We start from the raw sequence: 6,315 nt of genomic DNA on the forward strand, positions 1-6,315 counted from the left end.
ATTACCCCAAATTTAGCTTTTTGTGGCGCTGTTGCGAGCGAGCGAGTATAAAGCACGGCAAATCTAAATTTGGCATGATGAGCTAAAAGCGCCAAATTTATAGAATCTAAAATCGTTTCACTAAAAAAATACCGCGACAATCGCCGCAAACGCTAAGACTGAATAAATTAAGATTTTGACTATGCTTGTTTTTGCGCCGGCTTTTCGCTCGTAAAATACGCTTAATTTGTATTCTGAGCTCTTAAGCGTGCGCCATGCCGCAAAAATCGCCATCACCAAAAGTAACGAGCAAAATTCTCGCGACGGCAAGCCTCTAAAATCCTCCAAAAATAAAATGCTCGCAAGAAGCGTCGCCAAGCAAAACAGCATAAAAAATATCCAGCTCAAAGCGAAGAAAAATACGGCGTCCATTTTGCAATCTATGCCGTGATTTTTATATGCTGCGACCCTAAAGCCTATATAAACGGCAAGCAATGCGCAAGATAGTATCGTGAGCGGGTTAAATAGCGCAGAAAGCGTTATTTGGCTCGTCTGCGCGCCCAAGATAGACGCCATGGGTGCAAAAGTAACGAAGGCGCAAAAGTAAAAAAGGATAAATAAAATTCTAGCCTGGAAAATGACGCTAAGAACTGATTTTATGATTTTTAACAATTGTTTCCTTTAAATGTTTGGCGACTTGGGGCTTGAAATTTGACTACGATTTTAGCTAAATTTTAAATGAAATTTATCGACTCTCGTCTAGCGGGTCTTAAATTCGGCGTTGCTATACAATGTACTTACTTGAGCCGTTTAAATTTGCAATGCGGCGAGCCGCCTTTTGGTTTATAAATTTAGCTCTTTTATCGCTCGTAAAATTTCATCCTCATCACGGGCTAGAAAATCCTTTGCGATGACGATAAATTCGTTATTTTTTAGCGAGGCGGCGTCGTAGATCGGGGCTTTGAGCGTCGCTAGATCGATCATCTTTGCGCCCGCGCCCGCAGCGATCATCTCGCCCGCGGCGTTGTCCCAGATAGAGCTTGGCGAGTAGCGCATGTAAGCGCCCGCGAGATTTTCGGCGATACGGCAGTATTTGATCGCCGAGCTTAGCCGCGCGATGTCCAAATTTAGGGCGGTTGCGAGCTTGCCGGCCGTTACGTTTTTGCCGCGTTTGCCGCTGATTATCGTTTGCGGTGCATGTTCTTTTGCGGCTAAAATTTGCGGGATAAACGCGCCGTTTTTATAAAGCTCTTTTTGCGTTCGTTCGCTTTTTGCCGCGCTATAAATTTCGCCGGTAACGGGCACGTAGATGACGCCAAGAACCGGGCGCCCGTCCTCTATGAGCGCGATACAGACGCAAAACTCGCCGCTACCCTCGATAAAATCCTTCGTGCCGTCTAGCGGATCGATGAGCCAAAACGTTCGCGCGGACTCGCCCAAAATCTTTTCCTCCGAGCAAATTTGGATTTGCGAGCTTTTTAGTGTTTCAAATATCGTAGCGTTTGCCGCGAGATCGGCCGAGGTCACGGGCGAATGATCGGTTTTTAAATTTACCTCGAAATCCCGGCAGTTTTGGCTGCGTGCGCTTTCGGGCAAAGTTGAGCGAGCCGCTAAAATCTCGTCGTCAAAGCCCTTGTGAGCGTAAAATTTCATTATCTCGTCGCCTGCTTTTAGAGCTGCAAGCTTGGCTAGACACAATAATTCGTTTAAATTTTGCATTTTTGTTTCTTTTAAAAAGGCTTGTCTTTTGAGTGCCTTTAAATAAGCTAGAAATTTTCTCCCTCGACGAACTATATGTTCTATCTTTGGTCGAAAATTTCGTCGCAACATTTAAATTCATCGCAAGATACTTCGCCTTATCGTTTTGTGTTCAAATTTAAAGTCAAATTTGTAAATTTGAGTTGCCCAGACCCGCACCTTGAAAATATAAATTTTTACCTTAGTTTAAATAGTCAAGGCGCCGTATTTTTTCTTTAGACGAGGCAGAAATGAGCCGAGCGAGGGCGCGTATATGAAATACGTAACCGAGCTTCGGCGAAATTTCTAACGACGTATAAAGGAAAAAGACAAGCCGCCAAATTTAAAATTATTTCGGCGTCCTGTTCGTCTCGCCCACGTATAGCTGCCTCGGCCTCACGATCTTTATACTCTCCTGCTCTTTTAGCTCTATCCACTGACTGATCCAGCCCGGGATCCTGCCGATGACGAAAATAACCGCAAACATATCGTTTGGTATGCTAAGCGCCTTTAAAATCAGTCCCGAGTAAAAATCGACGTTCGGGTAGAGGTTGCGCGAGATGAAATACTCGTCGTTTAGCGCGATTTCCTCGATCTTTTTGGCGATTTTTAGAAGCTCGGTGTTTATGCCGATCTCGTCAAATAGCTTATCGCACATAGATTTTAGCACCTTGGCGCGCGGATCGAAGTTTTTATACACGCGGTGACCAAAGCCCATCAGCCTAAACGGATCGTTTTTGTCTTTGGCACGGGCGATGTATTTATCTACGTTTTCGACCGAGCCGATCTGCTCTAACTGGCGGATAACGCCTTCGTTTGCGCCCCCGTGAGCCCAGCCCCACAGCGCGCCTATACCAGCGGCGATACATGCGTACGGATGCGCGTGCGTCGAGCCTACGGTGCGAACGGTCGTCGTGGAGGCGTTTTGCTCGTGATCGGCGTGCAGCATAAAGACCGTATCAAGAGCCTTGACCTCGATCGGGCGCAAATTTACGTGCTCGTACGGATAGCTCCTCATCATGTAGAGGAAATTTTCCGTAAAGCCGCGGTCTAAATTTGGATAAATGATCGGTAGTCCGCGCGAAAATCTATAAGAAAACGCCGCGATGGTCGGGATCTTGGCGATTATTCGCATCGCCATTTCGTGGTACTCTTCTGGCTTGTCCATGTTTAGATGGTCGGAGTAAAACGCAGAAAGCGCCGCTACCGCCGCCTGCAGGATCGCCATCGGGTGCGCCTTGTCCGGAAAGGCGTCAAATAGTTTCATCATGCCTTCGTGGATGAAGCTACGCTTTTTAAGCTCGAGTTTAAATTCGTCGTATTGCTTTTTGTTCGGCAGCTCTTTATTTAGCAGCAGATACGCCACATCGATGAAGGTCTTGTGCTCAGCGAGATAGGCGATGTCGTAGCCGCGGTACATCAGCTCGCCTTTTAGTCCGTCGATGTAGGTTATCGTGCTCTTGCACATCGCAGTCGAGGTGTAGCCGCGGTCAAACGTAAACATCCCCGTATCGCTAAAAAAGGTCGAGATATCGATGACGTCGGGCCCCATGGTGCCATGAAGTATCGGGAAGTCGTAGCTTTTGCCGTTTCTGTTGTCGGTTAACGTAACCGTATCGCTCATTTTAGCTCCTTTTGCAAATTTTTATTTTCGTAGCTCATTAAAATTTTAATACATATCGTGACTATTATAGCCTGAGTTAGGCTTGCTAGTATGAAAGAGAAGTAAAAATTTTCATTTATACCGCCTGATTTGTAGGCTATGGTAGCAACGGCGATTAGAAGCGTTAGGGGCATCGAGTGCGAAAGCGCGAAAAGGACGGTATTTTTTAGCCCCAAGATGTTTAAAAACACCGTGCTAGCTGCGAGTCTAAAGCTTATCATGACGCCCGTTATCAGCGCCGCGTCGCGCACGACCCCGTCTATCATAAAGGCGTTAAGCTTAAACGTCGAGCCGATGTGGACGAAAAAGGTCGGCACCAAAAAGCCGAAACCAAAGCTTGCAAGCTTGTGCGGGAGGTCTTTTTTGTGATCGAAAAACGTCGCGATAAAAGTCCCCGCCACAAACGCGCCGAACGCAATTTCTAAATTTAGATAAAGCATAAGCGCGATGATGCCGAAAAACAGCGCCATACACAGGCGGATGTCTTTTTCGGAGTTGTCGTAGTGGGGCATCAGGATGACGCGCAGCTGCGGATACCACCAAAACAGCACGTTTAGCGTCTTGTACCCGATCACCGCCGCGGCTAAAAATCCGCTAAGATATATGATCGAAAACGCTAGCTCGCTACCCGCGCCAAATTTCATATACGCGCCGACGAAGGTTAGCAGCGTGATGCTCATGACCTCGCCGATCGAGGCGATGAGCATGCCGATGTTTAGCCACTCCTCGTTTTTGCCGTACTCCTTAAATAGCGTAAATATCATACCCACGGCCATCAGCGGCACGATGAGGATAAAAAGGCGGTTTAGATCAAACGAAAACGTCAGCAGCGCCGAGAGCAGGTAAAGTATCGCCAGATAGATGACGCCCGTTTTTAGGATCTTTTTATCTATCGTGAAAAATAGCTTGAGATCGACCTCCGTGCCCGCTAAAAACATGAGGTAGAAAAAGCCTACTTCGCTCACGATTTTAAACATTTCGTTGTGCCCGATAAAGCCGAAATACCCCGCCAATGAGCCCAAAATAATCTCCACGGGCGCGATAGGAATGCGTAAAATTTTAGAAAAATACGGCGACGTAAAGATGATAAAAGCTAGCGCGATGAGGATACTTAGTCCGTTTGCCTGCAAGAAAGTCCTTTGTAAATGAGGGATTATAACCTAAGGTTTTTTATTCTTTGATAAATTTGACTTGCTTGGGCTTGTCTTTTGAGCGTCTTTGAATGAGTTTGAAATTTTAAGTCTGCGGCAGACTACTTGTCTAGCCTTGACTTAAAATTTCTGCACAACATTCAAATTCATCTCAAAACAAGCGTAGCGTTTTTGCGAAGCAAAATGTTTCTATAAAATACTTCGCCTTATCGTTTTACGTTCAAATTTGAAGTCAAATTTGTAAATTTGGGTCGCCGAGACCCGCATCTTGAAAACTCAAATTTAAAACTTGCGACGCTTTGCGTTAGAAAAGCTATGTCGCCACTTCTAACGTGCAGTGGTGTTAGAGAGGGCTTGGGAGAGGAAGGGGTCACGCTTCGTAAGTAGAATCCCCTTCCTCTCCCAAAGAAAAGAAAAAAGGGACTCTTTTGCTTCAGCTACACTTCGCAACTGCTAGCAGAGCGTAATTCAAGCCCCTTCCCCCTAACAAGAAAGATTAAATTTAATGCGCAATGCTAAATTTAACCAATCTAAATTTAGCGTTTTAAAGATTCGGGTCTCGGCGAGTAAAATTTAGAATTTGGGCAAATCGCGGCGCCTAAACAGTAAAAACCCAAAATACTAAAATGCGTTTAAAATGCAGGCTAAATTTGGTGGTTGTCCGCCAAAAATCGCGCTCGTAAATTTGCATCAGTGGCAAAGCGTCGCGAAGCTAAATCCTCGCGCCTTAAACTCGGCGATATCGCGGCTAGCGACCTCGCCCTTGGTCGTGAGGTAGTCGCCGATGACGACGGCGGAGACGCCGTGATCGAAGATCTCGTATTGGCGTTCGCCTAAAATTTTCTCGCGACCGCCCGCGATCATCACGCGAGCGCTAGGCAGCGCGCGGACGGTGTCGTCGATGATTTTTAGCGCCTCGTCCGCTCCCATAGGCGGCCGCTTGACGCGTAGTGCGTCGTTTGGGATAAAGAAATTTATCGGGCTAGAAAACGGATCAAGCTCTTTTAGGCTAGCTTGCAGGCTCGCGCGGTCGGCCTCGCTCTCGCCAAGGCCGTAAATGCCGCCCGTACAGAGCATTAGCCCCGCTTCTTTGGCGTCGATGTTGGTCTGCCAGCGCTCGTCCCAGCTATGCGTCGAGCAAATTTGCTGGAAAAACTCGCGCGAGGTTTCTAGGTTGTGGTTGTAGCTAAACACGCCCGCGCTTTTGAGCTCTTTTAGCTGCGGTAGCGTCGCCATGCCGTTGCAAGCGATCAGCATGAGGTTTGGGACTTCTTTGTTTACGGCGCGCGCGAGGCGGGCGATCTCCTCGGTCTTTTTGTCCGTGAGTCTTGCGCCGCTGGTGACTAGGCAAAAGCCCAGTGCGTGGTTTGCCGCCGCGATCTTAGCCTCGGCGACTACCTGCTCGGCGGTTTTCATTTTGTATTTTTCGATGCCGGCATTTATACCTGCGCTTTGCGTGCAGTAGCCGCAGTCCTCGGAGCAGTTGCCGGAACTGACCGAGCAAATAGCGCATAACATAATAGTTTTCATATTTTTCCTTTTTTGTTGAAGGCTTGTCTTTTGAGCGCTTTTTGCGGAGCTTGATAAAATTTAGCTCGGCAGACTACATGTCTAACCTACGCTAAATTTTATCTGCGCAACCCCAAAAATCATCTCAAAATACTTCGACTTGTAAATTTGGCGGTCAAATTTACAAATTATAGATTAGTTTCAAATTTGAGCGAAAATCAATAAGGCGACGTATTTTTGCGTTTAGACGAGGCGCTTTGAAATTTGGCGACGGGA

The 6,315-nt window shown here is 46.9% G+C and carries 5 protein-coding genes; all 5 read right to left on the reverse strand.

The window, feature by feature from the left end:
- Positions 1-120: 120 nt before the first annotated feature.
- The 5 genes from RWM02_RS06980 to RWM02_RS07000 all read right to left on the reverse strand — a co-directional run bounded on the left by RWM02_RS06980 (position 121) and on the right by RWM02_RS07000 (position 6,120).
- Positions 121-651 carry a hypothetical protein gene (locus RWM02_RS06980; RefSeq protein WP_314070500.1) on the reverse strand — a complete coding sequence of 177 codons (531 nt, stop codon included), beginning with the start codon at positions 649-651 and terminating at the stop codon, positions 121-123.
- 171 nt (positions 652-822) lie between these two features.
- The gene (locus RWM02_RS06985) at positions 823-1,698 is read right to left on the reverse strand and encodes a 3'(2'),5'-bisphosphate nucleotidase CysQ family protein (protein WP_314070501.1); all 876 of its coding nucleotides are present in this window, start codon (positions 1,696-1,698) and stop codon (positions 823-825) included.
- 367 nt (positions 1,699-2,065) lie between these two features.
- Entirely contained in the window at positions 2,066-3,340 is a 1,275-nt protein-coding gene (locus RWM02_RS06990) for a citrate synthase (protein WP_314070502.1), read from the reverse strand.
- On the reverse strand, positions 3,337-4,509 hold the full coding sequence (locus RWM02_RS06995; protein ID WP_314070504.1) for a cation:proton antiporter: 1,173 nt from the start codon (positions 4,507-4,509) through the stop codon (positions 3,337-3,339). Before RWM02_RS06995 ends, RWM02_RS06990 begins: the two co-directional genes overlap by 4 nt.
- A 711-nt stretch (positions 4,510-5,220) precedes the next feature.
- The gene (locus RWM02_RS07000; protein ID WP_314070510.1) at positions 5,221-6,120 is read right to left on the reverse strand and encodes a biotin synthase; all 900 of its coding nucleotides are present in this window, start codon (positions 6,118-6,120) and stop codon (positions 5,221-5,223) included.
- Positions 6,121-6,315: the final 195 nt, after the last annotated feature.

The sequence above is a fragment of the Campylobacter showae genome, assembly GCF_963515975.1.
GTDB lineage: Bacteria > Campylobacterota > Campylobacteria > Campylobacterales > Campylobacteraceae > Campylobacter_A > Campylobacter_A showae_F.

Coding starts and splice junctions, on each gene's coding strand:
- RWM02_RS06985 (WP_314070501.1), bottom strand. CDS start 1,698: ATGCAAAATTTAAACGAATTATTGTGTCTAGCCAAGCTTGCAGCTCTA.
- RWM02_RS06990 (WP_314070502.1), bottom strand. CDS start 3,340: ATGAGCGATACGGTTACGTTAACCGACAACAGAAACGGCAAAAGCTAC.